Source organism: Streptomyces sp. AC602_WCS936 (assembly GCF_019049125.1).
GTDB lineage: Bacteria > Actinomycetota > Actinomycetes > Streptomycetales > Streptomycetaceae > Streptomyces.
This window is the reverse complement of record NZ_JAGMUF010000020.1, coordinates 269,590-292,330: the sequence shown is the minus strand read 5'-3', so window position 1 is coordinate 292,330 and position 22,741 is coordinate 269,590. Positions and strand designations below refer to the sequence as shown.

The following is a 22,741-nucleotide window of genomic DNA, read 5'->3' as shown; positions in this document are numbered from 1 at the left end:
GCGGTCGGGCGTAGATGTCGCAATCCACACCGAACCCAGAAGGCCCTCACCTGTTCAAGCACCCAGCACGCGTGTCACCAACGTCCCGGGACAGCACATCTAGGTCGCATCGTCCTCCGTCAGAAAACGCGACTGTCACGCAAGCCCGACACCTGGCGTTACGAGTGGGACGCCGAGGACCGCCTCGTCCAGGTGACCACCCCCGAGGGCAGTCGTTGGCGCTACGCCTACGACCCGCTGGGGCGGCGCACAGCCAAGCTCCGCCTGGCACCCGACGGCGAAGCGATCATTGAGCGCGTCGATTTCACGTGGGACGGCGCGACCCTGTGCGAACAGACCACCACGGCCCCCGATCTGCCGAACCCGGTCACTCTCACCTGGGACCATCAAGACCTGCGTCCCATTGCCCAGACAGAGCGTGTCACGGCGGCGGACGCACCCCAGGAAGAGATTGACTCCCGCTTCTTCGCCATTGTCTCCGACCTGGTCGGGACCCCCAGAGAACTCATTGACGAAGAGGGTGAAATCGCATGGCGCGCCCGCAGCACGTTGTGGGGCACGACCGCTTGGGCCACGAACGGCTCGACCTACACACCACTACGCTTCCCCGGGCAGTACTACGACCCTGAAACAGGTCTGCACTACAACTATTTTCGCCACTACGACCCAGAGACAGCCCGCTACATTACTTCGGACCCTCTCGGACTCGAGCCGTCCCCGAACCCTCTGTCCTACGTTCATAATCCCCACACGTGGTCTGATCCGCATGGCCTTGCGCCGAGATGTTTGAGCGTGGCAGGAAAGGAAGGAAAGGATGTCACGGAGAACTTCGTGTCCGGCTCTGCCGACGGGCAGAAGCTGGCCGATCAGCTGCGAAGAGAGTCATCGGGCTCCATCTTCAATGAGGATGGATGGCTCACGCCGCAGGCCATCCAGGAATCGCGTCGTGTAATTCCCGGTGATGAATTGAAGAACTCGGCCGTTCGTGAACTCATGATCACAGATGGGAGTAGGCTCAGTGACTGGGGGAAGTATACGACCAGGACGCATCAGTCGCCGTATGGCGATTACCAAGTGCATTACTACTACAACCCGGTGACGGGTAGAGTGCTGAAGTATGACTACAAGGTCATCATGAACAGAAGGTGACGAACGTGCGTGTTCGATTCAACCCGCCAGATGTCGAGGACTCGGCTATTCTACAGGGGACTGATGTGCTCAGAGTGGGTCGAGAGTATGTGGTACTCGAAGTGTTCGTGCCTCACGAGAGGGGTGCGCAGTTCCGTATTGAGTTCATCGAAGGTGAAAATTCGGCCCTGTTTGACAGTAGGGCATTCGCCGTGACCTCTTCGTCAATTCCGCCGTCCTGGTCCTACGTCCAGTTCGAGACCGGGTCATTCGCCTTGCGTCCAGATGCTTGGAAATCGGGATTCTGGGAATCCTACTACGATGGCGATCCGCACGCTCGTCAGATTTTTGAATCGGAACGGAGCAGGATCCTCTCTACTTCGTAGATCTTACGGTGGACAGGGTGTCGAGTGGTCGTGCGATGCTGGAGAAGGTATGTATCGAGAATTGACCTGCCCTGACGATCAGGACATCCTGGAAGCGATCGGTGAGTGGCCCGAGGTGGACGAGGACAGTGGCGCCCGCTTTCTCGCGCTTCAGGGTGAGGAGCAGGAGTTCCTCAAGTTCTCCTATGATCCACTCGGCCGCTCAGTGCGGGTGAGATGGAGGAACAGAGGGGGGCAGGAGGTGGTCGACGTCTTCCGCGAAGGCGCGACACGCATTTCAGTGCACTCCGGCAAAAGAGTCACTTATCTCTCTGTTGAATTCAATATGAGCGAGTGCGTCGGGAGGATGGAAATTCAAGTCTTCCCGCAATTTGCCGTCAAGGATCAGCTTCTCCTTGTCTGAGATCGGGCGCATTGTATTCCGGGGGAGCTGCGAGGGATGAAGTACGTAAAAGCCGATTGGGACCTCGCGCTACCGGGTTTCCAGGTGGACGCCAGTGAGTATCTGAGGGAGCTTCCCAGGCTGGGCGAGGCTCTGCCGCCCGGCGCCCGGGAGTTCGGATCTTGAACTGACCGGCATTCACGTTCCGGTGGGCAGACGCGAGCGCCTGATCATTCGGTTCGCGCCGAACGAGTGGAAGCACGAGGACGGTCTGTGTCTGGCATACGAAGGGGTCACCCACTTCTCGGTGGCAAGTGATCGGGAGATCGACTGGATGGAAGTGGAGACCGTCGTTCTTGACGAGATCACTCCCGCTCCGGACGGCTGTGTCCACGAGATCGTGCTGACGGACTCGACCATCGTGGTGCGGTGCTCCGACCTGCGGGCCACCTGGGGCGGCTGCTGAGCCACTGGCGAGACTGCGAAGTGTCGGCTCCCCCCGCCCACGCTTCCGCGGGCGGGGGGAGCCGGTCAACCGTCGTTACGGCAGCGCGTCCACGTGCGGACCCACCGCGTTGGACCACGCGTTGCCCGCCGTCGCGTCCCAGTTCGTGGACCAGGTCATCGCGCCCCGCAGGTCGGGGTACGTCCTCGACGGCTTGAAGGAGCCGCAGTTCGTGCCCTTGGTGAGGCAGTCCAGGGCGGCGTTGACCACCGACGGGGCGACGTAGCCGCCGCCGGCCGCGCGGGTGGAGGCCGGGAGGCCGAGGCCCACCTGGGACGGGTCGAGGCCGTTCTCCAGCTGGATGCAGGCCAGGGCGGTGAGGAAGTCGACCGTGCCCTGCGCGTACACCTTGCCGTCGCAGCCCAGCATCGTGCCGCTGTTGTAGTACTGCATGTTGACGACCGTGAGGATGTCCTTCACGTTCAGCGCCGTCCGGAAGTACGAGCCCGACGTCGACTGCATGTCGATGGTCTGCGGCGCCATCGTCAGGATCATGTCCGGGCCCGCCTTCGCCGACAGGGCGCGCAGGGCCTGCGTCATGTAGGTCGGGTTGAGACCGTTCTCCAGGTCGATGTCGACGCCGTCGAAGCCGTACTCCTGCATCACCGCGTACACGGAGTTCGCGAAGTTGGTCGCGGAGGCCGCGTCGTTCACCGAGACGGTGCCCTTCTCGCCGCCCACCGAGATGATGACCTTCTTCCCGGCCGCCTGCTTGGCCCGGACGTCCGCCTTGAACTGGTCGACCGTGTAGCCGTCGAGGCCGGCCGTGTCGAGGTTGAAGTCCACCGCGCCCGGCGTGCCGGTCGCGTCCGCGAAGGCCACCGCGATGATGTCGTACTGGGAGGAGACGTCCGAGATCCGCTGGACCTCCGCGCCGTTGTCGAAGTTCTGCCAGTAGCCGGTCACCGCGTGCTTGGGCAGGTCACCGCCGTTGCCGCCGCCGTCGTCCGGCGCCGTCGTGCGGGCCGTGACCGCCGCCGACTTCGCCGACTCGCCGGCCGTGTTGGTTGCCGTGACCTGGAAGGAGTACGACGTCGAGGCCGCGAGGCCGGTCACGGTCGCCGACGTGCCGGTCACCGCCGTCACCTTCGTACCGTCGCGGTAGATGTTGTAGCCGGTGGCGCCGGAGACCGCGTCCCAGGCCAGGGACGCGGAGGAGGGTGTGGTGCCGGAGACGCTCAGGCCGGCCGGGGTGGCCGGCACGGTGGGCTCGGGGCCGCCGTCGTCACCGCCGCCCCCGTCCGGGCCGAAGACGGACAGGTCGTCGGCGTAGTAGGCGGACTGGCCGTACCAGCCGTGCGTGTACACCGTCACGGAGGTGGTGGAGGAGCCGGTGGTGAAGGTCGTCCTCAGCTGCTTCCAGGACGTCGAGGCGGGGGTCCAGGTCGAGACGTCCGTGGTGCCCGTACCGGTGACGCCCAGGTAGGCGTACCCGCCCTGCACCCAGGCGTTCAGGTCGTACGTCGAGCCGGGCTTCACCTTCACCGTCTGGGAGCAGCGGGCGTTGTCCTGGCCGCTCGGCGTCGCCTTCAGCGCGGCGGAGCCGCCGTGTGCCGGGGAGGAGACGGTCGTACCGCTGTTCGCCGAGCAGGTCCAGTCGCTCAGCCCGGCCTCGAAGCCGGCGTTCCTCGCGTTGTTGACGTCGGCGGCGGACGCCTGGCCGACGGCGGTGACGGAGAGGGCGAGCGCGGCGGTGACGGCACCCGCCCAGAACTTCGTCCGCCTGCCGATCTGTCTGCCGATCTGTCTGCCGGTACGTCGGCGTACGGGGTCCATGGGGGCCTCCGGTGGGGAGATGGGGGCAGTGAGGTACAAGGTGGTCCAGACCAATTGAGGGTGTCAAGGGGTAGGTACGGACCAAGTTCGGTACCGCCTCGCGGACTTGGCGGCGTCCGAGATGAGGCCGCGTGCCGCCCGAGCCGTGACCGGGAAATGCTCAACCTGCCCCGTTTTGGCGCAACTTGTGCCACACAAGTTGTTCCACAGCTACAGAAACGCTGTTCTCCGGTCACAGACGCGTGGATACAGTGCTCAGGTAGTCACGCAGTGAAGTCATCCGGGTGTGCCGGAGTAACACCGGCATGCCGACGGGCATGGGGAGACGGGGAGCCGCGCGTGCCAACTGCCATTGCCGTGACCAGTGCCGACATGGCACTGCCGCCGCAGGACGATCGGACGCTGCCCGCGGTCGTGCTCCAGGACGTCGACCAGCGTCCGCTGGAGCAGGCGCTGGCCGAGCTGCAGGGGCTGGTCGAGCAGCACGGCCATGTGATCGTGGTGTGCTCGCAGGTCCTCCCGGCGAGTGTGGAACGCCGGCTGCACACCGTCCGCGCCCTCCTGGAGACCGACCGGATCGCCCTGTTCCGGCCGCCCCTGCCCCCGCTCGGACTCGCCGTGCTGGCCCGCCAGTTGCGCCAGCTCGCCTCCTGCGACCTCAGCCCCGGCGTCCTCGCCTCGGCCGGCCGCCTCCTCACCCACTACATCCACGCCGGCGCGCTCCTCGGCTCGGTCGCCCGGCTGGACCACGTCCCCGTGGGGCTCAAGTCGCACGCCAGGTCATGGATGCCGGGTAGTCAGTTCGGTGTCGTCGCCCACCCCGTGCCGCAGCTGGTGCGGATCGGGCCGGACGCCGCCCTCGACGGGCCGGAGTTCGGGACGTGGCTGCTGGTCGCCAAGGGGCAGCTCGCCCCCGACTGGGTCACCGGCACCCTCGCCCCGTCCTGGCGGGTGCAGGGCCTGCGCGAGCTGCCGCTGCCCGCCGAGTCGCCGGGCTGGTGGGGGACGGGGAGACTCGCCGAGTTCTGCGCCTACCTGCCCGACCTCTCCGTCCTCTACCAGCTGGTCACGTCCGTGCGGCAGAGCAGGTGCCACTGGTGCGGCATCGACGTCATCGGCGACCGGTGCGTGTTCTGCTCCGCGACGCCGCCGGAGTACGACGCCGACCCGGGCCGGGCTCTCGGCGAGCGCCGCGCCCTCGGTGAGCGCCGGGGCCCCGCCCTTGGCCAGCGCCGTGAGAGACGCGCCCTCACGGGGTAGGCCGTACCGCCACCGGGTAGGCCCGTACCGCCCCACTCCGCCCCCGCTCCCGCCCCGCCATCCGATCCGGCTCGACCGATTCCCCCAACGAGGTTGCACGGCACATGAATTCACGTCAGCGCCGCGGCATCATCCTGCTGATCCTGTCGGTCCTCTGCGCCCTCGGCGCCTTCGCCGGCGTGCTGTCCGTCGTCAACGACGTGAAGTCGAAGGTCGGCCCCGAGGTCACCGCGTACCGGCTCAAGACCGACGTGGAGCCCTACACGCCGCTGAGCGCACGGCAGTTCGAGAAGATCGAGATGCCCGAGCGCTGGCTGTCGAAGAACGCCGTCACGGATCTCGGCCAGGTCCGCGGCAAGATCGCCGTGACGACGCTGAAGGCGGGCTCACTGCTGCAGAGCGACATGATCGTCAAGCAGCCCGCTCTGCAACCGGGGCAGCAGGAGGTCGCCATCATGATCGACGCGGCGACCGGCGTGGCCGGGAAGATCACACCGGGCTCCTCCGTCAACGTGTACGCCACCTTCGAGGGGCAGCGGGAGGGTGATCCCGCCCAGTCCAAGATCATCGTGACGAACGCCAAGGTCATCGACGTCGGCGACCTCACCTCGCTGCAGCCCGACGAGAACAGCCACGACCGCGAACCCACCGACGCCGTCCCCATCACCTTCGCACTGTCCACCATCGACGCCCAGCGCATCACCTACGCCGAGTCGTTCGCCCAGCGGGTCCGGCTCGCGCTGGTGGCGCCCGGCAGCGACACCACGGTCCCGGACGAGGACCGGACGTACGAACTCGCGAAGGACAAGTGAGCCCCGTATGCCCACGAGGATTCTCCCGGCGGTCGGCGACGCGGACGCCGTACGGTCCATCACGACCCTGCTCAGCCAGCTCCCCGACGCCGAACCGGTCGCCCCGGTCGTCGACTCCACCCAGCTCGTCGACACCCTCGCCCGCCTCGCCGCCGAGTCGGTCGACGAACTGCCCGAGGTCGTCGTCGTCCACGAGCGCATCGGCCCGGTCCCGGCCCTGGAGCTGATCCGCGAGGTCGCCCTCCGCTTCCCCGCCGTCGGCGTCATCCTCGTCACCTCCGACCCCGGTCCCGGCCTCTTCCAGGCCGCCATGGACTACGGCGCCCGCGGCCTGGTCGCCCTGCCGCTCAGCTACGAGGAACTCGCCAGCCGCGTCCAGGCGGTCGCCCAGTGGTCCGTGGGCGTACGCCGGCACCTGGGCAGCGGCGGCGACGTCTTCACCGGCGTCGGCGGCACCGTCGTCACGGTCGGCGGCGCGAAGGGCGGTGTGGGAGCCACCCTGACGGCCATCCAACTGGCGCTGGCCGCGCAGGCGTCGGGCCGGCCCACCGCACTGGTCGACATGGACCTCCAGGCCGGCGACATCGCCTCCTACCTGGACGTCCAGTTCCGCCGCTCGGTGGCCGACCTGGCCACCATCAACGACATCTCCCCGCGCGTCCTGGCCGACGCGGTCTTCCGCCACGACACGGGCCTGGCCCTGCTCCTCGCCCCCGGCGAGGGCGAACGCGGCGAGGAGGTCACCGACCGCGCCGCCCGCCAGATCGTCAGCGCCCTGCGCTCCCGCTACGAGGTTGTCGTCATCGACTGCGGAGCCCAGCTCGGCGGGGCCGGCGCGGCGGCCGTGGAGATGGCCGACGCGGCGCTGCTGGTCACCACGCCGGACGTGGTCGCCGTACGGGGTGCCAAGCGGGCGGTGCGGATGTGGGACCGGTTGCAGATCCGCAAGGCAGAGGAGACGACCGTGGTCGTCAACCGGCACACGCGCGGCACCGAGATCCAGCCCGCCCTGATCGAGAAGATCACCGGCACGCCGGTCGCCGGCACCACCGTCCCCGCCAACTTCAAGGAACTCCAGGGCGCCGTGGACGCCGGCCGCGTCCACGAACTGGACGCCAAGAGCACGGTGAAGCAGGCCCTGTGGGCCCTCGCGGGCGAACTGCGCCTGGTCAAGGCGCCGGAGGCGGACCACCGCAAGGGCGGCGGCCGGTTCCGCGGCGATCGGTTCCGCGGCGACCGGGGGTCGGTGAGCTTCCGGCGGCGGAAGGACGGTGGGGGATGAGCGCGTTACCGGGACGGGGGAGGGCGCGGGATTCCGGTCAGGTCACCGTCGAGTTCCTCGGCATGCTGCCGACGATCATCGTCACGCTGGTGGTGCTGTGGCAGCTCGTGCTCGTGGGGTACACGTTCACGCTCGCGGGGAATGCTGCCGACGAGGCGGTACGGGCTGCGACGGCCGCCGAACGGGGGGCACGGCAGGGCGCCTGCGAGGAGGCGGGCCGCGACAAGCTGCCGGGCGCGTGGGAGGGGGGCGCCGGTGTGGACTGCGGCACGGCGGGCGGCTTCGTCACGGCCGACGTCGAGATCAGGGTCCCGATCCTCTTCCCGGGCACGGTCAGCTTCCCCTTCGACGTGCGGGGTCACGCGGGGGCCGTGGAGGAGGAGACCGACTGAGATGCCGTACTCCGCCCGAAACTCTGCCCGAAGGGCTCGCGCGAGGGACCGGGGCCGGACCGCCCTGGACCGGGGCCGGGCCGACCGAGAACGTGGCCAGGTCGCCATCGAGTACCTCGGCTTCCTCCCGATCCTGATCATCGTCGCCCTGGCCGCCGTACAGCTCGGCCTGATCGCCTACACCGCCCAGCAGGCCGGCACCGCCGCCCGCGCCGGAGCGCGCAGCGCCTCCCTCGACGAGGGCGCCGGGCAGGCGTGCGACGCGGCGGTCAGCGACTGGCTGGCCGACGGCACGGACTGCGGGGCGGAGGAGGGCGGCGACGAGGTCACCGTCACGGCCACCGTCGACATCCCCTCGATCGTCCCCGGCTGGGACTTCGGGAACGCCACCAAGACGGCCACCATGCCGATCGACCACTGACCGAGGAGCCGAGGACGCATGAGCCTGCGCGCACGCATCCACTCCCCCGAGGAGCACGGCAGCCGGGGCGAGGACGGACACCTCGTCGCCTCCTACCGGGCCAAGCTCCTCGAGGAGATCGACCTCGCCGAGATGAGCTCGCTGGCGACGGCCGAGCGCCGGGCCCGCCTGGAACGCGTCCTCGGCCACATCATCAGCCGCGAGGGCCCCGTCCTGTCGACGGTCGAACGCTCCCAGCTCATCCGCCGGGTCGTCGACGAAGCCCTCGGCCTGGGCATCCTGGAGCCCCTGCTCGAAGACGCCTCCATCACGGAGATCATGGTCAACGGCCCCGACGCGATCTTCGTCGAACGCGGCGGCCGGGTGGAGCAACTCCCCCTCCGCTTCGCCTCCAACGACCAGCTGATGCAGACCATCGAACGCATCGTGTCCACGGTCAACCGCCGCGTGGACGAGTCCAACCCGATGGTCGACGCCCGCCTCCCTTCCGGCGAACGCGTCAACGTCATCATCCCCCCGCTCTCCCTCACCGGCGCGACCCTCACCATCCGCCGCTTCCCGCGCTCCTTCACCCTGCACGAACTGATCGGCCTCGGCTCGCTCGACGACCACATGCTGTACCTGCTGGCCGGCCTGGTGCAGGCCCGCTTCAACATCATCGTCTCCGGCGCGACCGGAACCGGGAAGACGACCCTCCTCAACGCCCTCTCCGGCCTGATCCCGGAGCACGAGCGCATCATCACCATCGAGGACTCGGCGGAACTCCAGCTCCAGCAGGCCCACGTGATCCGCCTGGAGTCCCGCCCACCGAACGTCGAGGGCCAGGGCCGCGTCACCATCCGCGACCTCGTCCGCAACTCCCTGCGCATGCGTCCCGACCGCATCGTCGTCGGCGAGGTCCGCGGCGGCGAGTCCCTGGACATGCTCCAGGCCATGTCGACCGGCCACGACGGCTCCCTCGCCACCGTCCACGCCAACAGCGCCGAGGACGCCCTGATGCGGCTCCAGACCCTGGCCTCCATGTCGGACGTCGAGGTCCCCTTCGTCGCCCTGCACGACCAGATCAACAGCTCGGTCGACGTCATCGTCCAGCTCACCCGCTTCGCCGACGGCGCCCGCCGCATCACCGAGATCGCGCTGCTCGACAGCCACGGCGGCGACCCGTACCGCCTGGCCACGGTCGCCCGCTTCGGCGCCCGCCCGATGACCCCCGACGGCCGTATCCACGGCGCCTTCGAGTACCACCCCCTCCCGCGACGCACCGCCGAGCGCCTCTACATGGCGAACCAGCCCGTCCCCCAGGCCTTCGGCGTCGCCCACACCACCGACCAGCTCGCCACCAGAGAAGCCAGGTAGGACCGCCGATGGAACTCGACACACTCGTCACCCTCACCACCGGCATCACGCTGCTGACCTGCGCCCTCGCAGTCATCGGAGTGCACTCCTACGCATCCGGCAAGGCCCAGCGCCAGGCCCTGGTCGACCGCCTCTCCGCCGCCGGCCAGCTCCCTCCCGCCGGCCGCAGGCGCCGCTTCCGCACCCTGGACCGCCGCCTGCGCCGTACCAAGCTCGGCCGCAAGCTGGAACTGCGCCTGGCGGCGACCGGCCTGGACGTCACCCCCGGCGAGTTCTTCGCCTACATGCTCGCCACGGTCGCCGGCCTGTGGCTGATCGGCCAGGCCGCCCTGGCCCCCTTCTTCGGCCCCCTCGCCGGCCTGCTGGGCATCGGAGTGGCGGTCCAGTTCCTCAACTGGCAACGCCAGAAACGCATCGAGAAGTTCATCAACCAGCTCCCCGAACTCGCCCGCATCCTCGCCAACGCCACCCAGGCCGGCCTCGCCCTGCGCACCGCCATCGGCATGGCGGCGGAGGAACTGGAGGCCCCCGCCGGCGAGGAACTGGGCAAGGTCGCCGACCAGCTCGCCATCGGCGCCTCGATGGACGACGCCCTCGGCGAACTCGCCGACCGCCTCCCCTCCCGCGAACTCGTCGTCCTGGTCACCACCCTGGTCCTCTCCAACCGTGCGGGCGGCCAGGTCGTCAGCGCCCTGCGCAACCTCACGGAGACCCTGGAGGAACGCAAGGAGACCCGCCGCGAGGTCCGCACCCAGCTCTCCCAGGTCAGCATGACCTCGTACGCCGTCCCCGTCCTCGGCGTCGGCTCGTTGTTCCTGATGAACGGGGTGAAGGACGGCGCCCTGGAACGCATGACCGGCTCCCCGGCCGGCCAGGTCGCCGTCGTCGTCGCCTTCGCGCTCTACGCCGTCGGCTTCGTCCTCATCCGCCGCCTGTCCCGCATCGACGTCTGAGAAGGGAGCCGCAATGGGTATCGGACTGCTCCTCGCACTGCTGGCGGCCCTGAGCGTGTGGGGCGTCTTCGCCGGCATCCGCATGTACCGGGCGGAGGCGAAACTCCCCGGCGACCTCGCTCTCGCCCTGGAGGTCGGCTCCACCCGCACCGGCGCCGTCGACTCCCTCGTCGACCGCATGGGCATGCGCTACGCCCCCGCCGTACTGCGCGTCATGGGCCCCGCCCTGGTCGCCAAGTACCGCCGCAGGATCGACCTGGCCGGCAACCCCGGCGGCCTCACCATCGACCGCTACGCCGCCCGCCGCGCGGTCTACGGCTTCCTGGGCGCGGTCGGCTTCCTGGTCTTCCTCCTCCGCGGCCAGTTCGTCGTCGCCCTTCTCCTGCTGGCCTTCGGCGCCTTCTGGACGGAGGTCGGCATCTGGTCGGCGATCCGCATCCGCAAGGACGAGATCGAGCGCACGCTCCCCGACTTCCTGGACGTCCTGGCCGTGGTCGTCAGCGCCGGCCTCGGCTTCCGCCAGGCCCTGGACCGCGTGGCGACGCGCTACGCGGGTCCCTGGGCCGACGAACTGCGCATCACCCTCCGCCAGATGGACCTCGGCATGGGCCGCCGCCAGGCCTTCGCGGAACTGCGCCGGCGCAACGACTCCGAACAGGTGGCGATGTTCGTGACCGCACTCCAGCAGGGCGAGGAACTGGGCGCCCCCATCGTCGACACCCTGGTCTCCCTGGCCAAGGACATGCGCCGCACCGACGCCCAGAACGCCCGCCGCAAGGCCGCCCGCGCCGTCCCCAAGGCCACGATGATGATCACGACGTTCATGGTCCCGGCCACGATGCTGCTCCTCGGCGCGGGCCTGATCCTGGGCTCGGGAACGGACTTCGGAACGATCACGGGCGAGTAGCCGACCGGAACGACCGACGACCGACGAACCATGGCACACGGGTGAGCAGGGGAGGACGAGGACGGCATGACGATCACGAACCCACCGATGACACTCCCGACTCTCCCACCGGGATGGGAAGCCGCACCGCAGCCGCCGACCACCGCCCCGGCGGCGAACCCCTCGCCACGCAGCGCCCCACGCAGCGCCCCGATCGCAGGGCAGGCACCCCCACCCGCGCCCCCGGCCATCCCTCTCCAGGTGAACGCCCTGCAAGCCCTGTGCCGACAGGTCTTCGGCTTCCGCCTGGCCATGATCGCGGTCGCCGCCCCCGCCGCCCTCCTCAACGCGGGCCCCGGCCTGGGCGTCAAGCTGGTCGGCGCAGCGGTGGTCGTCACCTTCATGGGCTCGTACGTCCTCTTCCGGGACTGGGAGCGATTCGGCCCCCTCCTCCTGCGCCACCCCACCCTCCTGGCGGTGGACACCCTCTTCGGCTTCCTGCTCCTCATCTCGGCGGGCCCGGACACCACGCTGGCGTACGTCAGCGTCTGCACCCCGCTCCTGGCCGGCCTGGCCTACGGCTGGCGCGGCGCGGCGTTCTTCGCCTCCCTCCAGATCCTGCTCCTGCTCCTGGTCCACGCAGCCCTGACCGACGAACACCACCCGCACCCCGACCCGGCGGAGTCACTCCTCCTGCCCGGCCTGTGCGTCATCACCGGAGCCATCGGCTCCACCCTCCGCAACCTGCTGCTCCGCTTCGGCGCCGCCACCCGGGCCCTGACCGAGGTCCAGGCCCGCCTGGCCGTCACGGAGGCGGTGAGCGCGGAACGCGCCCGTCTCGCCCGGGAGCTGCACGACTCCGTGGCCAAGACCCTGCACGGCGTAGCCCTGGCGGCCGAGGGCCTGGCAGCCACGGTGAGCAACGACGTCATGGACCCGGCACTCGCCCGCCACCAGGCCGAACTGATCGCACGCTCGGCCCGCAGGGCGGCCGCCGAGTCCCGCGAACTCCTGACCGACCTCCGCCGCGAGACGGACCCGGCCCACGGCACGGACGTACGGGCGGAACTGGCCTCGCGCGCGGCGGACTTCACGACCCGCACGGGCGTCCCCACCACGTTCGCACACACGGAAGCCGTACCCGTACCCCCCATCCCTCCCTCCGTGGCCCGCCAACTCCTCACGATCGCCTCGGAGGCGATGGAGAACGCCCACCGCCACGCGTCACCGACCCGCGTCGAGTTACGCGTGGGCGTCCACTGCGGTCACCTGCGAATCAGCGTGTACGACGACGGCAAGGGCCTCCCCGAGGCAACGAGCCTGGAAAAGCTGGGCAAGGAGGGCCACTTCGGCCTGGTCGGCATGGTCGAGCGGGCCGCCTCGGTGGGCGCCCGCATCCGCATCGGCCGGGGCGAGCACGCGCACGGCACGGAGGTACGGGTGGACCTGCCTCTGGCCGCGCTGACACCGGGCGGGAGGACCACCCCGTGACCACCACACCACCGCTCACGTCAGGAGGGAGGCCCCCGATGCGCGACGAACAGTCCCACCGCCCACCCCTGCCGGCCACCACCACCCCCGAACCCCCAGCACCGCTCAGGGTCGTCGTGGCGGACGACAACCCGGTCGTCCGCGCCGGCCTCACCGCCCTGCTCTCGGGCCGCGCGGACATCACGGTCGTGGCAGAGGCCGCCGACGGCCACGCGGCCTGCGAGGCCGCCCGACAGCACCGCCCCGACGTGGTCCTGCTGGACGTACGCATGCCCGGCGTGGACGGCATCTCGGCCCTCCCGTACCTGGTGGCCATCGCTCCGGTGATGATGCTGACGTACAGCAGAGAGTCGGACATCATCCAGGAGGCCCTGCGACGCGGGGCGGGCGGCTACCTGGTCCACGGCGAGTTCACGGCGGAGCAGCTGGTGACGGCGGTGCGGGACGTGAGGCAGGGCAGGGCCCACTTCACACCGACGGCGGCGGGGGCGTTGCTGGAACAGTTGCGGGGGACACCTGAAGCAAACGCGACTGCACACGTTCGGAACGAGTCAAAATCCGCTGCGCCACAACCCAGATGGCCCCACTCAACCCAAAACCTTTCGCAACTGCAACCAACTATGGCACAGTCTTCTTCAGGTACTCCCGACAGGTCGAGGTTCCAACTGAGCGCGAGGGAGGTGGAGATCATGGATCTCATCGCGTCCGGCATGAACAACCAGCAGATCGCCGGCACCTGCTTCATCAGCGAGAAGACGGTCAAGAACCACATCAACCGCATCTTCGCCAAGCTCCACAGCACCAGCCGCTCAGAGGCCACCGCCAAGTGGCTGGGCCTGGGGTGACCGCGATGACCAACCGACGCCCGCCCCGCGTTTGGGCCCCCGATTGGGCCCACGGACCCTCGGACCACAGCACCGTCCCGCCGTACCTTCCAGACGACCACCGCGGCACCGCCCACCCTGGAGGGGAACACCATGACCAACTGGCTCCACACCATCGCCGCCCACCTTCAGACCCGCACCGCCCGGGACGACAAGGGGCAGACGGCGGTGGAGTATCTGGGGATCATCGCGGTGGTGGTGGCGATTGTGTTGGCTATTACGGGGACGGACATCGGGGAGACCATCTACGAGGCGATCACGGACCAAATCGACGAACTCATCGGCTGAACTCGCAGCCTCATCGCAACGACGCAGGGCAGGCCTTCCCCATCTACATCACGGTGGTGGCGGGTCTGCTCTTTCTCGCGTTCGCGTATCTCGCGGTCGGTCAAGCCGCAACAAACCGTAACGGAGCCCAAACGGCGGCCGATGCGGCGGCGCTCGCGGCGGCGCAGGAAACCAGGGATCAGCTGGCTGGTGAGTGGGCGGATAACGTGGAAGATCCGACCTCTTGGGACACCATTTTCGACGGAGTAGTGACCGGTCTCGGCGATTCTTGCTGGCGAGCGGATCAACTTGCAGCGCAGAACGAGGCACACGTCGACGACTGCACGATGGACGGTCCGCTCCGGTACTCGGTCGAGGTCACGACGGACGAGCCGGTCGGGGACTCGATAGTGCCAGGCACGGAGGACGACTACGCGCAGGCGTCAGCTGTCGCTGTGATCGAGCCGAACTGCACGTTCGAGCTACCCGAGGCGGGCGCGGAGGTTGGTGATGCGCTACCGAGGCTCACCTGCAAGGAGCAGTCCTGGGACCTGGATGATCTTCTCGACCTGCCAGAGCCTCAGGAGCTGTTCGACGTGCACCTGACCGACTGACAAGCGTGCGACGAGCGAAGAAGGAAGCGGAGTCATGAGTATTCGGTTCACGACGAGGGTCCGCAGGGGGATGGCTGCGTTGACCGTTGTAGCCGGACTGTCCCTCGGTGTTGCCGGCTGCGGTGGTGGTGGCAACGGCGACAAGAAGCCAGAGGCGCCGACGTCTGCCTCCTCGGGCGGCGAGGCGGGCCCCAGCACCCAACAGGGCTCTGACGAAGTCTTGGCCGAGGTCAAGGGCGAGGATGGTCTGGTGCTTACGATCGAGTCCGCCGCCAGAGACGCGGGCGGATTCGTGACCGTAAGCGGCGAAATCAAGAACGACGGAGCTGATGCGACGCGTGTGCCGATTCGGACCAGGGGCGATGAAACCGAGATCATGCGGCACGGTGCTTCGCTCGGTGGAGCAACCCTCGTGGACTCCGGCAATAAGAAGCGCTTCTACGTCTTGCGCGACACCGACGGCCGCCCTCTGACGACCACGGATATGCCCCGCATCAAACCTGGTGCTTCCATTCCCGTCTTCATGCAGTTCCCGGCACCACCTGCCGACACGACGAAGGTCACCTTCCAGCTTCCGACCTTCGCGGCCGCTCCCATTGAGATCTCAGGGTGAGGCCACCGATGATCCACACCCGTCTGACAGTGCTCCTCACTGCCTCCGTACTCATCGCAACGGGCGTCGTGGGAACAACGTCGGCCCACGCCGCCGATGACGACCCGAACGACCCCCCAGGCACCGACCCCTCCGCAGCAGCCCCCGTAAAGGTCGACCCCGCCGACCCGGACCTCAAACTCCCCGACGGCGCCACGCTCGCGCAGGCCAAGGTGCTGGACATCAAGTCGGTCGTGGAAGACCGGAGCGGCGACGAACGCCGCGAGGACACCAACACCAGCGTCACCTTCGCGCTGCAGGCAGAGGTCCTCTTCGGCAAGGACAGCGCGAAACTCGGCGCCGAGGCCAAGTCGCGAATCACCGGCATCGCCGAGGAGATCAAGACCCAGAACGCCACCCGCGTCCGAGTCTTCGGCTTCAAAGACAACCTCGGCTCCTCGGCCCACGGCGACGTACTCTCCAAGAAGCGGGCCAACGCCGTGCACGACATCCTCACCGAGACCCTGAACGACGCTGGCATCACCTACGAGGTCCGCGGCTACGGCGAGCAGTACCCCATCGCCGACAACTCGACCGAGGCCGGCCGCAAGAAGAACCGCAGGGTGGAAGTCTCCTTCCCACGCACGGAGGACTGATGGCGGTCAGAGCAGATGGTCCGCCTTGCCCGCCTTGATCTCCAGGATGAGCGACCGGAGAGCCGCGTGGCTGTCGACGAGCGGACGGTCCTCCTGCCCGGCAACGGCGATGTAGGCGTTGCCTTCGTCATCCGTGCCTATGCGGAATCCGTGCCTATGCGGAAGCAGTTGTTGCCCTCACCGCAGAAGGGCTCTTCCCAGTCGATGCCTGACACAGTGGCCATCTCCTCAGAGTTCACGGGCGACACGACGGATGAGATCACGCGAGGCTGACGCTGACAGCGCGGCGTCCTCCATCCATTCCAAGTGGGCACGGTACTTGGTCAGCTGGGCCTTCGCGCCGGTGAATTCCGGCCCGTGTGCACGTTTGCCGACGGGCTTCAGTCCCCGGGTCCCCGGGCGGCGTCATGACAACGCCCCTGCCCTCCGACCGGACGGATCGGCGGGATGTGCCGTACGCCTTCCGCTACCTCCTTCCGGAGGAGTTCGTGACGGTTGAGGACCCGGCCACCGTGGAGGGCTGGACGGAGGCACTGACAGAGCCGATGCCGGGTGCCGACGTGGTGGAGCGTGCACAGTCCGCCGAGAGCATGCGGCGCCGTCTCCCCATGTTCCTGGAGCGGGACGACACGCTCGTCGACATCGCCATGTGCCTGGGAGCCGAACGCGTCCGCAATGAGGACAAGTTGTCCTACGGGCTGCTTGTCGTCTCCGTACGCCCCAGCACTCATGGTGAGCGGCTTCTGGCTGCCGAAGGAATCTACCGGGCCAAGGAACGGTGCTTCTTCGCCGGAGAGCCCGAGGCGGAGGAGTTGGACTTCGCACTGGGCAAGGGCCTCCGAGGGCGACAGGACATGCTGCTCGCGACCAGCTGCCGAGCGGGCCGGGGGTGATGTCGGCCTCCCTGCGGACCGTCGAACTACGCGCCGGTGAACAGGCCTCTGCGGGTACTGAGGACTCGACCATGCAGAAGATCCCCATGGCGCTGCTCCAATTGATTGTTCCCGCGCCGGTCGACTACTGCGCGTACGTCACGATCGCGACGCCGTCGGTCTACCTTCTGGACTCCTACAGTGCGCGCCTCGCACACATCGGGCGGACATTCATCTTCGACGCACAACAACGTGGTCATGGAGGCCAACGGACACCGGACCGGTTAAGCAGCCGCTGGTACGCCGCACGTCGACGACGCACGAAGGCGCGGGAAATCGCCAACGCAATGAGCAGCGCCGCGACCATACTGGCCGCGACACGCAGTCCGGTCCCGTGCAGCTCGCCGTTCACCAGCAGGAAGAGCAAGAACGCCACCGGAATGCCGATGAGCCACGGACGCATACGCTGCCGCCCCAGCGCTCCGTAGTAGTCGATGGCGATCCGGGCATGTAGCAGCTTGACCTCGTTCCGTGCCTTCGGCCCCGTCAGTATGGGCACGGGCCATGCGCGCATACCGGGCAGCCGACCGCCGTCGAGGGCGCCGGGAAAACGCTCTCTCGTACGAGCGGAGCGCTCGCGCGCGTCTGGCAGTGGCCGGAAGACGAAGAACGGTGTTCCGGAGTCCCGCAGTTCAGGATCCAGGCCGGAGTAGAGGTAGCCGTACTGCTCGGCGATGTACGCGAACTGCGCGAACTTCCACAGCGACGGCCACGGGGCCTCTGTCGTGAACGACACCTCGGCTTCGTCCGTGACGCTTGAGACGTGAGGAGACCCGTAAGGCCGACCACCCCCTTCGGTCTCGCGCAGGAGCTTCCTGAGGTGCCGTCGAAAACTCACTTTTCTCCTGTTACTTCACGCGCTCTCTGGAGTTCGTCATACAGTTTCTGGTCGAGTTTGGTGAACTCTTCAGCGGCTTTGTTGGCGAACTTCGACGAAGTCGTCACATGCGGATTCCAGGTCCTTGTGGCCTATCTCCTTCAAATCGGCGTCTTCCATCTCCTTCGATGCGCTTTTCATATGGCTGCCGCTGGTCTCCAGTTTGCTTGCCATGTCCTTCACCTCGTCTTCGGCGAACCTCAGAAAGGACATCCGGTTCCCACCTTCCTCGCCTTTCGTTCGTCCTGACTGCCCACCGCCGACCGAGTGGACGCTGTCGACGTACTGCATAGTTCTGCTGGCATCCTGTGGCCGCCTCGACATGACCGGCCCACGCAGGTGCTGACGGCCTAGACCTCCCGAACATCCAGCTCCTGGGTCGTCTCGAAGGAACTCATGGCGTGGCGTCGTACAGTAGCGGTCGCCCGATCCGGGACGTGTGCCAGCTGCTTCACGGACACCGCTCCGGCGCACCGTCCTACACCCGGTCGCCGACAAGCCTCCTGCTCCAGCCATCACCGCGCACACTTCGACTGAGATCGCATACTCGGAAGAAGTGGGTCAAACGTCCCTGGCATCATCGGACTCGTTGCACCGGCGTGGTGTCCGGGTGGCAAGGGAAGCATGGGCGGGAAGGGCTGAGGTAGGTCGACGATAGGCCAACCGCCCTACTGGGATGACGTGGTGGGGAGATCACTGTGGCAGCGACGTCAACGGCCCGGCTTCTCGCCGTCGCGGCCCTGCTGTCCTTGGCGACGGCGACCGGTTGCGGCGACTCGGGCAAGGCCGACGGAACGCCCTCGAACGGTGCCCGTACGACAGAACCTGGCGCGTCACAGCCCTCTCTGCCTGCTCCCAGTCCTCCTGCCACCACGAAGCGACCGGCACCGCCGCCGTCGGCAGCGGATGGCCGAGACGTGGACGCCTGCAAGGACGGTGACTGCCAGATCCTGGTGACCGAGCCGGTCACGATCCGGTTCAAGGGACCTACTGGCGTGTCGGTGACGCTCGACGTGACGGAAGTCGGCCCGAACGAGGTCGCCTACGCGGTGAAGTCTCCCCAGAGCCAGTCAAAGGGCACCGCCCGTGGCCCGGGGCAAGGGTGCATCACCGTCCTCCGCGCCAACGGAAGCGGCAACTCCTGCGGTGGCGTGGGCAACGACCGTGCCAGACCGAGTCCCCGAGCTGACGCCGTGGTGATTCGAGCAGTGGCGGGAGAAGACGGCACGGCCGTCCTCGACATCGTCTCCGGCTGAAGCTCCGCGGGCGCCGGAAATCGAGCTGACTTCGGTGAACGAAGCAGATAGCGTCCTGAACGTGCCGGAGTTCTCCTACACATCCCACCACCCCACGAACTACGCGTCGATGACGGCACAGGCCGCCACTGTCCCCGGCATCCTGGGGCTCGTCCTCAAGGGTTCCCACGCACACGAGGGCATGGTCACCGAGCACTCCGACCACGACGTGTACGCCATCGTCTCCGACGAACAGGAAGCCGCCCTCGCGGGCTTCGCGGACTGCCGTACCGCCGATCTGGACCTCGTCGTCACGACGGTGGAGGGCTTCCGACGGCTCGACGGCCTGGAGCGCTACGGAATCGCTCGGGGTCGAGTCCTGCTCGACCGGCTGGACGGTGAGATCGCGTCGATCGTCGCCGCGAAGGGACGACTGGAGGCCGAGGAGGCGTCCCGCGCGGCAGCCGCCTGGCTGGACGCCTACTCGAACTCGCACTACCGGTCGGTGAAGAACGCCCGCGACGGCCACCCGCTCGCCGCGCACCTGGACGCGGGCGACAGCATCGGCTTCCTGCTCGACTTCCTGTTTGCTCTCGACCGCCGCCCCCGTCCGTACAACAAGTACTTGACCTGGGAACTCGAGAGGTTCCCACTACCGGGCTGGGACGCGCCCGAGCTCCTGGCCACGATCGGCCGGATCGCGGCACACGGCGACAGGGATCTGCAACGACAGATGTTCGGCCAGGTCGAAGCGGTGGCACGAGAGGCCGGCCATGGGCCGGTCCTGGACGAATGGGGCGAGGACCTGCACTTGATGCGCCCGCGCCAGTGACACGACCCGTCACATGGAAAGAGGCAAAGCATGCACAGAAGCCGTGTGTACGCCGTTCTGATCGACGCGCCGGAAGCGGAAGCCGCGCAGGCAGCGAAGTTCTGGGCAGCGGCCCTCGGGGTGAAGGTCGGCTCCTTCCCTCCACAACCGCAGTTCACCACGCTCCACCAGGCACTGCCCGGGCTGGTCACCACAGTGCAGGCAGTCGACGACGCACCTCGCATCCACCTGGACATCGAGACAGACGACCCCGACGCGGAGACCGAGCGCCTGACCTCCCTGGGAGCGGAACAGGTTTCGCAGTGGGAGGAGTGCCGCATACTGCGTGTCCCGGGCGGCCACCTGGTCTGCGTCCTGCCAGTGGAGAGCGAGAGGGAAGTCTTCGCGGCGCAGGCCACCGTCTGGCCGTGAGGGCGCGGTCGTCTCCGGGCGGGCTCACACGTCCGACCAAGTCGCCTCACTCGCTCGTCGCACCAGCCTCCCCGTGTGTCTCACCGGCCCCCGTTACCTCTACTCCCACCCGCACGCCGACCCGGACACCCCACCCAGCCATCGCCCCGGCCTCTGCCTCCAGAACATGCCGGGAACGCGCCCGGGGAAGCCCGAGCCTGCCCGGCCGCATGGTGCGCACCGCGATGACGACGAGCCGCCGGTCGAGGTAGGCGACGTCGATGGGCATCCGCATGCGGAAGGTGTGGACGCTATTGGCGGGAGACAGGAGCATCGCCCCGTCGAGCGAGTCCCGCCCCAGCAGCCCTTGAGTACGGGCACGGTACGACCCGGCGATCTCCAACGGAACGCGGACAGCTCTGCCTCCGGCCTCCCCGCCCACCACCAACTGCCCCACCCCGTCCCGCCACCGCCGCCCCATACCGAACTCCTCCCGCACCCGGCAGTTCCGCTGCCCCGGCCGACCGATCGACCGAACGTATCGGTCACGACCCGACCGCGTGGCTCCTTCGCAGCCGCGCTCACGCGTTACGCAACCGTTACTGCCCAAGAACGCACACGTAAGGCTGATTTGAGTCCCGTGGACCCCGCGGGTAGACAGGCTCCACCCTGGTGCCGCCAGATCCCTCTGGATAGCGTTGCTTCGCTCGAGAGAAGCCCCGTCCCCCACCAGGAGTCGACCGTGAAACGCCGCCGCCCCACTCTCCTTACAGCGGTCACGCTGACCGCCGCAGCGGCGCTGACGCTGTCCGCGTGCGGAAGCGAAGACAGCGCCTCCGGCGACAATGACAAGATCGCGGGGGCCGACACGGGCAGTGAGCCGTCGAGTCCACCGAGCGAGTCGGTGCCGGCCGAGGTAGACCGACCGGAGATCGAACTACCGACTGATGTGACGTACAGGTTCGAGTGGGACAAGACCGGTGATCCAGTTAAGGACGCTGTGTTGCACGACGCCGAACAGCGCATCAAGGCCGTGGACATGGCGATCGCAGAGCAGAACGCGCTTCATGAGGCCTATCGTTTTTACTCCGAGGGCGAAGCCGCCGCCGGAAGCCAGAAGTACATCCAGGAATTCATTGACCACAAAGCGCGCACGACAGGTATGACTCGCTATTACCGCGAGAGCTTGAACGTCAAGGGCGATGGCACCGCATCACTCGTGTATTGCGAAGATCAGAGCAAGTCGTTCAACAAGTTCATCAAGACGGGGAAGATTGATGTCACGCCGGTGACCCGGGACAGTTACGTCGTGTATGCAAGTACCTTGCGTAAGAACAAGAAGGGCGTCTGGGTGACGGAGCGACTCGTTTCGGAGCGGGGGAGCTCAAAGTGCCAGGCGTGACTCGAGGAAACTACCTGGTCCTTCTTGCCGTGCTGGCGGCCCTCATTCTTGGCGCCGTCGGTCCGGCCCACGCGGAGAAGGGCTTCGGCGGCGGAACAGACGGGCAAACGGAGCAGCGTGCGGACGCGAGCGGCGACGGCACTGTATCTGTCACCGTCGGCGGCGTCGTGTTCGACCATTCGAAGAACGGCAGCGGCGACTCGGTCGGAACCTTGACGTCATCCACGTCTTGGCGCCCGCCGCCCTGCTGGTACGCCCCCAAGTACACCCCCGAGCAGTTGCAGAAGTACCTGGAGCCGATCTGGGAAGCCGGCTCCACGGGGTACCAGTGGGATGCCGAGCAGCGGGAGAAGTACAACGCCAACGACGAGGAAAAGGGCTTCAACAAGGACAAGACCGGCGAAGGCTACTGGTGGGGCTCGTACGTCAATAAGAGCTATCCACCCGGCTGGGACTCCTGCGACAAGGACTACTTCTGGGTGGACACGGGTGACGCCCCTCCCGCCGACATTGAGAACGCGGTGACACCTGAGGTCCTCGCGGAACTCGCCTACGCGGAGATCCGTGTACCCGGCACCGAGGTGACGCTGGCCCCCGAGGGGGCAACCAAAGTGAACCTCCCGACGTGGGCATGGCTCGACGGTGCCGAGTTCAAGCCGGTCTCCGTCACCGCGTCCGTGGAAGAGATCGGTGTCGATGCGACGGCCACAGCGGAGCCGGTCTCGCTGGAGATCGAGCCGGGCACCCCGGACGCGGAGGTCTACCCGGCCTCGGGTGTCTGCGAGATCAATGACGGTCGTATCGGTGAGCCGTACGAGCAGGGCAAGGCCAACGACACACCGCCGTGCGGAGTGAAGTACCTCCGCTCCTCGGGCGACGGTACGTTCCCGCTCCAGGCGACGGTCACCTGGGAGATCCACTGGACCGGCAGCGGCGGCGCGGGTGGTGACCTCCCCGACGGCACGTTCGGCGCCACACAGGACGTCGTCGTCCAGGAGATCCAGGCAGTCAACCGCTGACGGATGCCCTC

Annotated in this window: 26 protein-coding genes and 2 pseudogenes; 23 read left to right on the top strand and 5 right to left on the bottom strand. The window is 67.7% G+C overall.

What is annotated here, in order from left to right:
* Nucleotides 1–99 precede the first annotated feature (99 nt).
* The 3 genes and pseudogenes from KUM03_RS09980 to KUM03_RS38210 form a co-directional block, all read left to right on the top strand.
* A pseudogene (locus KUM03_RS09980) lies at nucleotides 100–780 on the top strand (RHS repeat domain-containing protein); the annotation flags it as partial.
* Between the two features lie 669 nt (nucleotides 781–1,449).
* Nucleotides 1,450–1,917: a hypothetical protein gene (locus tag KUM03_RS09975; protein ID WP_254399074.1), complete on the top strand. Its 468-nt coding sequence runs from the start codon at nucleotides 1,450–1,452 to the stop codon at nucleotides 1,915–1,917.
* Nucleotides 1,918–2,203: 286 nt separating this feature from the next.
* A complete protein-coding gene (locus KUM03_RS38210) occupies nucleotides 2,204–2,362 on the top strand; it encodes a hypothetical protein (protein WP_254399073.1) in 159 nt (52 codons plus the stop codon).
* 75 nt (nucleotides 2,363–2,437) lie between these two features.
* Here the strand turns inward: KUM03_RS38210 and KUM03_RS09965 are convergent, their stop codons facing one another.
* Nucleotides 2,438–4,177 carry a chitinase gene (locus tag KUM03_RS09965; protein ID WP_217246667.1) on the bottom strand — a complete coding sequence of 580 codons (1,740 nt, stop codon included), beginning with the start codon at nucleotides 4,175–4,177 and terminating at the stop codon, nucleotides 2,438–2,440.
* Between the two features lie 372 nt (nucleotides 4,178–4,549).
* On the opposite strand from KUM03_RS09965, the gene KUM03_RS09960 reads away from it, so the two are divergent.
* From KUM03_RS09960 to KUM03_RS09895, 14 genes are all read left to right on the top strand, one after another.
* On the top strand, nucleotides 4,550–5,437 hold the full coding sequence (locus KUM03_RS09960) for a hypothetical protein (protein ID WP_217246685.1): 888 nt from the start codon (nucleotides 4,550–4,552) through the stop codon (nucleotides 5,435–5,437).
* A gap of 104 nt (nucleotides 5,438–5,541) precedes the next feature.
* Nucleotides 5,542–6,249 carry a Flp pilus assembly protein CpaB gene (gene cpaB / locus KUM03_RS09955; protein WP_217246666.1) on the top strand — a complete coding sequence of 236 codons (708 nt, stop codon included), beginning with the start codon at nucleotides 5,542–5,544 and terminating at the stop codon, nucleotides 6,247–6,249.
* Between the two features lie 7 nt (nucleotides 6,250–6,256).
* Complete coding sequence (locus KUM03_RS09950) at nucleotides 6,257–7,531, top strand: AAA family ATPase (RefSeq protein WP_217246665.1); 1,275 nt, start codon at nucleotides 6,257–6,259, stop codon at nucleotides 7,529–7,531.
* Nucleotides 7,528–7,923, top strand: a complete 396-nt coding sequence (locus KUM03_RS09945) for a pilus assembly protein (RefSeq protein WP_217246664.1) — start codon at nucleotides 7,528–7,530, stop codon at nucleotides 7,921–7,923. Before KUM03_RS09950 ends, KUM03_RS09945 begins: the two co-directional genes overlap by 4 nt.
* A gap of 1 nt (nucleotide 7,924) precedes the next feature.
* Nucleotides 7,925–8,344: a TadE/TadG family type IV pilus assembly protein gene (locus KUM03_RS09940; protein WP_217246663.1), complete on the top strand. Its 420-nt coding sequence runs from the start codon at nucleotides 7,925–7,927 to the stop codon at nucleotides 8,342–8,344.
* Nucleotides 8,345–8,362: 18 nt separating this feature from the next.
* Nucleotides 8,363–9,700 carry a CpaF family protein gene (locus tag KUM03_RS09935; RefSeq protein ID WP_217246662.1) on the top strand — a complete coding sequence of 446 codons (1,338 nt, stop codon included), beginning with the start codon at nucleotides 8,363–8,365 and terminating at the stop codon, nucleotides 9,698–9,700.
* 8 nt (nucleotides 9,701–9,708) lie between these two features.
* A complete protein-coding gene (locus tag KUM03_RS09930; protein ID WP_217246661.1) occupies nucleotides 9,709–10,653 on the top strand; it encodes a type II secretion system F family protein in 945 nt (314 codons plus the stop codon).
* A 13-nt stretch (nucleotides 10,654–10,666) separates the two neighbouring features.
* Nucleotides 10,667–11,560, top strand: coding sequence for a DUF5936 domain-containing protein (locus tag KUM03_RS09925; protein WP_217246660.1), 894 nt, complete (start codon nucleotides 10,667–10,669; stop codon nucleotides 11,558–11,560).
* 66 nt (nucleotides 11,561–11,626) lie between these two features.
* A complete protein-coding gene (locus KUM03_RS09920; RefSeq protein WP_254399072.1) occupies nucleotides 11,627–13,030 on the top strand; it encodes a sensor histidine kinase in 1,404 nt (467 codons plus the stop codon).
* Between the two features lie 38 nt (nucleotides 13,031–13,068).
* Nucleotides 13,069–13,875 carry a response regulator transcription factor gene (locus KUM03_RS09915; RefSeq protein ID WP_217246658.1) on the top strand — a complete coding sequence of 269 codons (807 nt, stop codon included), beginning with the start codon at nucleotides 13,069–13,071 and terminating at the stop codon, nucleotides 13,873–13,875.
* 132 nt (nucleotides 13,876–14,007) lie between these two features.
* Nucleotides 14,008–14,202, top strand: coding sequence for a Flp family type IVb pilin (locus KUM03_RS09910; protein ID WP_217246657.1), 195 nt, complete (start codon nucleotides 14,008–14,010; stop codon nucleotides 14,200–14,202).
* The gene (locus KUM03_RS09905; RefSeq protein WP_217246684.1) at nucleotides 14,199–14,795 is read left to right on the top strand and encodes a pilus assembly protein TadG-related protein; all 597 of its coding nucleotides are present in this window, start codon (nucleotides 14,199–14,201) and stop codon (nucleotides 14,793–14,795) included. Before KUM03_RS09910 ends, KUM03_RS09905 begins: the two co-directional genes overlap by 4 nt.
* A 34-nt stretch (nucleotides 14,796–14,829) precedes the next feature.
* Nucleotides 14,830–15,408, top strand: a complete 579-nt coding sequence (locus KUM03_RS09900) for a hypothetical protein (RefSeq protein ID WP_217246656.1) — start codon at nucleotides 14,830–14,832, stop codon at nucleotides 15,406–15,408.
* Between the two features lie 8 nt (nucleotides 15,409–15,416).
* Entirely contained in the window at nucleotides 15,417–16,043 is a 627-nt protein-coding gene (locus KUM03_RS09895) for an OmpA family protein (RefSeq protein ID WP_217246655.1), read from the top strand.
* Between the two features lie 6 nt (nucleotides 16,044–16,049).
* Here the strand turns inward: KUM03_RS09895 and KUM03_RS38205 are convergent.
* Nucleotides 16,050–16,267: pseudogene (locus KUM03_RS38205) on the bottom strand (hypothetical protein).
* Between the two features lie 183 nt (nucleotides 16,268–16,450).
* Between KUM03_RS38205 and KUM03_RS09885 the strand changes: the two are divergent.
* Entirely contained in the window at nucleotides 16,451–16,936 is a 486-nt protein-coding gene (locus tag KUM03_RS09885) for a hypothetical protein (RefSeq protein WP_254399071.1), read from the top strand.
* Nucleotides 16,937–17,171: 235 nt separating this feature from the next.
* On the opposite strand, the gene KUM03_RS09880 is transcribed toward KUM03_RS09885, so the two are convergent.
* The gene (locus KUM03_RS09880; RefSeq protein ID WP_308406285.1) at nucleotides 17,172–17,711 is read right to left on the bottom strand and encodes a hypothetical protein; all 540 of its coding nucleotides are present in this window, start codon (nucleotides 17,709–17,711) and stop codon (nucleotides 17,172–17,174) included.
* A gap of 171 nt (nucleotides 17,712–17,882) precedes the next feature.
* Entirely contained in the window at nucleotides 17,883–18,143 is a 261-nt protein-coding gene (locus KUM03_RS09875; RefSeq protein ID WP_254399070.1) for a hypothetical protein, read from the bottom strand.
* Nucleotides 18,144–18,769: 626 nt separating this feature from the next.
* Between KUM03_RS09875 and KUM03_RS38195 the strand changes: the two genes are divergently transcribed.
* From KUM03_RS38195 to KUM03_RS09860, 3 genes are all read left to right on the top strand, one after another.
* Nucleotides 18,770–19,108, top strand: coding sequence for a hypothetical protein (locus tag KUM03_RS38195; protein ID WP_254399069.1), 339 nt, complete (start codon nucleotides 18,770–18,772; stop codon nucleotides 19,106–19,108).
* 109 nt (nucleotides 19,109–19,217) lie between these two features.
* Complete coding sequence (locus tag KUM03_RS09865) at nucleotides 19,218–19,919, top strand: hypothetical protein (protein ID WP_217246683.1); 702 nt, start codon at nucleotides 19,218–19,220, stop codon at nucleotides 19,917–19,919.
* Nucleotides 19,920–19,949: 30 nt separating this feature from the next.
* Nucleotides 19,950–20,330, top strand: coding sequence for a VOC family protein (locus tag KUM03_RS09860; protein WP_217246651.1), 381 nt, complete (start codon nucleotides 19,950–19,952; stop codon nucleotides 20,328–20,330).
* A 46-nt stretch (nucleotides 20,331–20,376) separates the two neighbouring features.
* On the opposite strand, the gene KUM03_RS09855 is transcribed toward KUM03_RS09860, so the two are convergent.
* Nucleotides 20,377–20,790, bottom strand: coding sequence for a DUF192 domain-containing protein (locus KUM03_RS09855; RefSeq protein WP_217246650.1), 414 nt, complete (start codon nucleotides 20,788–20,790; stop codon nucleotides 20,377–20,379).
* 261 nt (nucleotides 20,791–21,051) lie between these two features.
* Between KUM03_RS09855 and KUM03_RS09850 the strand changes: the two genes are divergently transcribed.
* Both KUM03_RS09850 and KUM03_RS09845 read left to right on the top strand, forming a co-directional pair.
* The gene (locus KUM03_RS09850; RefSeq protein ID WP_217246649.1) at nucleotides 21,052–21,711 is read left to right on the top strand and encodes a hypothetical protein; all 660 of its coding nucleotides are present in this window, start codon (nucleotides 21,052–21,054) and stop codon (nucleotides 21,709–21,711) included.
* Entirely contained in the window at nucleotides 21,699–22,730 is a 1,032-nt protein-coding gene (locus KUM03_RS09845; RefSeq protein ID WP_374225289.1) for a hypothetical protein, read from the top strand. The genes KUM03_RS09850 and KUM03_RS09845 overlap by 13 nt, the downstream gene beginning before the upstream one ends.
* Nucleotides 22,731–22,741: the final 11 nt, after the last annotated feature.

What these genes read in the sequence shown, in the direction of transcription:
- KUM03_RS09975 (WP_254399074.1), top strand. Translation starts at nt 1,450, where the DNA reads ATGGCGATCCGCACGCTCGTCAGATTTTTGAATCGGAACGGAGCAGGA.
- KUM03_RS09965 (WP_217246667.1), bottom strand. Translation starts at nt 4,177, where the DNA reads ATGGACCCCGTACGCCGACGTACCGGCAGACAGATCGGCAGACAGATC.
- KUM03_RS09960 (WP_217246685.1), top strand. Translation starts at nt 4,550, where the DNA reads ATGGCACTGCCGCCGCAGGACGATCGGACGCTGCCCGCGGTCGTGCTC.
- cpaB (WP_217246666.1), top strand. Translation starts at nt 5,542, where the DNA reads ATGAATTCACGTCAGCGCCGCGGCATCATCCTGCTGATCCTGTCGGTC.
- KUM03_RS09950 (WP_217246665.1), top strand. Translation starts at nt 6,257, where the DNA reads ATGCCCACGAGGATTCTCCCGGCGGTCGGCGACGCGGACGCCGTACGG.
- KUM03_RS09945 (WP_217246664.1), top strand. Translation starts at nt 7,528, where the DNA reads ATGAGCGCGTTACCGGGACGGGGGAGGGCGCGGGATTCCGGTCAGGTC.
- KUM03_RS09940 (WP_217246663.1), top strand. Translation starts at nt 7,925, where the DNA reads ATGCCGTACTCCGCCCGAAACTCTGCCCGAAGGGCTCGCGCGAGGGAC.
- KUM03_RS09935 (WP_217246662.1), top strand. Translation starts at nt 8,363, where the DNA reads ATGAGCCTGCGCGCACGCATCCACTCCCCCGAGGAGCACGGCAGCCGG.
- KUM03_RS09930 (WP_217246661.1), top strand. Translation starts at nt 9,709, where the DNA reads ATGGAACTCGACACACTCGTCACCCTCACCACCGGCATCACGCTGCTG.
- KUM03_RS09925 (WP_217246660.1), top strand. Translation starts at nt 10,667, where the DNA reads ATGGGTATCGGACTGCTCCTCGCACTGCTGGCGGCCCTGAGCGTGTGG.
- KUM03_RS09920 (WP_254399072.1), top strand. Translation starts at nt 11,627, where the DNA reads ATGACGATCACGAACCCACCGATGACACTCCCGACTCTCCCACCGGGA.
- KUM03_RS09915 (WP_217246658.1), top strand. Translation starts at nt 13,069, where the DNA reads ATGCGCGACGAACAGTCCCACCGCCCACCCCTGCCGGCCACCACCACC.
- KUM03_RS09910 (WP_217246657.1), top strand. Translation starts at nt 14,008, where the DNA reads ATGACCAACTGGCTCCACACCATCGCCGCCCACCTTCAGACCCGCACC.
- KUM03_RS09900 (WP_217246656.1), top strand. Translation starts at nt 14,830, where the DNA reads ATGAGTATTCGGTTCACGACGAGGGTCCGCAGGGGGATGGCTGCGTTG.
- KUM03_RS09895 (WP_217246655.1), top strand. Translation starts at nt 15,417, where the DNA reads ATGATCCACACCCGTCTGACAGTGCTCCTCACTGCCTCCGTACTCATC.
- KUM03_RS09885 (WP_254399071.1), top strand. Translation starts at nt 16,451, where the DNA reads ATGACAACGCCCCTGCCCTCCGACCGGACGGATCGGCGGGATGTGCCG.
- KUM03_RS09875 (WP_254399070.1), bottom strand. Translation starts at nt 18,143, where the DNA reads ATGCAGTACGTCGACAGCGTCCACTCGGTCGGCGGTGGGCAGTCAGGA.
- KUM03_RS09865 (WP_217246683.1), top strand. Translation starts at nt 19,218, where the DNA reads ATGACGGCACAGGCCGCCACTGTCCCCGGCATCCTGGGGCTCGTCCTC.
- KUM03_RS09860 (WP_217246651.1), top strand. Translation starts at nt 19,950, where the DNA reads ATGCACAGAAGCCGTGTGTACGCCGTTCTGATCGACGCGCCGGAAGCG.
- KUM03_RS09855 (WP_217246650.1), bottom strand. Translation starts at nt 20,790, where the DNA reads ATGGGGCGGCGGTGGCGGGACGGGGTGGGGCAGTTGGTGGTGGGCGGG.